The organism is Streptomyces oceani, assembly GCF_001751245.1.
GTDB lineage: Bacteria > Actinomycetota > Actinomycetes > Streptomycetales > Streptomycetaceae > Streptomyces > Streptomyces oceani.
On sequence record NZ_LJGU01000126.1, the window covers coordinates 56271 to 57195 of the forward strand.

Genomic DNA, 925 nt, shown 5'->3' on the forward strand with positions numbered 1-925 from the left:
GGCGGTGGCGCGGGCGGCGCGGGTCGTCCCGGCGGTACGGTCAACCGCCCGCCTGGCGCGACCGTCCCGGACGACGGCACCTCCCGCTGGCCGGACCCGGCGACCGTGCTGCTGACCGCTCTCGGCCCGGGGCCCAGGCTGTGGGAGCGCGGTCCCGGACACCCGGACGCCCTGACCGTGCGGCTCGGCAGCGCGCACCGCAGCGGCGGTTCCGGCGAGCCGGTGACGATAGACCTGCGCGCCGCGGGCTCCCTCGGCCTCGCGGGTCCCCGCGCGCGACTGGCCCGGATGGCCCGTTCCCTGCTCGCGCAGCTGGCGGCCCTGCACGCGCCGGGCAGCCTGGAGATCGTGCTGCTGGCCGCGGATCGCACGCGTGAGCTGCCCAGCCGGACCGCGGAGTGGTCCTGGCTGGGCTGGCTTCCCCATCTGCGCCCGGGGCACGGTCAGGACTGCCGGCTGCTGGTGGCCTACGACGACGAGCAGGCCGCCGCCCGTACGGAAGAGCTGATCCGACGGCTGGACGAGACGCACCCCCCGCCCAGCACGCGAGCGCCGTTGGGGCACGCCACCGGTACGCACACGGCGCCTGCCCCCGCGGACGCTGCACCGCCTGACCCCGCGGACGCTTCACCGGCGGCTGACCCCGAAGCGCGCACCCTGCTCGTCGTGGACGGCGACCCGGGCTCCGCCGAGTTGCGTACGGCACTGTCCCGGCTCGCCGCCGAGGGGCCGGACGCCGGCATCCACGTGATGTGCCTGGCCGAGACCCCGGCCGCCTCCCCCGCCTCGCCGCTCGACGCGACGCTCCGCGCGGCGTACGCCGTCTCGCCGCCCTTCCGGGAGTGCCGCACGCTCGCGCTGCTCAGCGGAGCCGTCGCGACCGCGGTGCGGCTCATCCACCGCGAGCCGGCGGCGGAGGGCCAGC

Annotated in this window: 1 pseudogene; it reads left to right on the forward strand. The window is 77.9% G+C overall.

The features are described from left to right. A pseudogene (locus AN216_RS29235) lies at positions 1–925 on the forward strand (cell division protein FtsK); the annotation flags it as partial.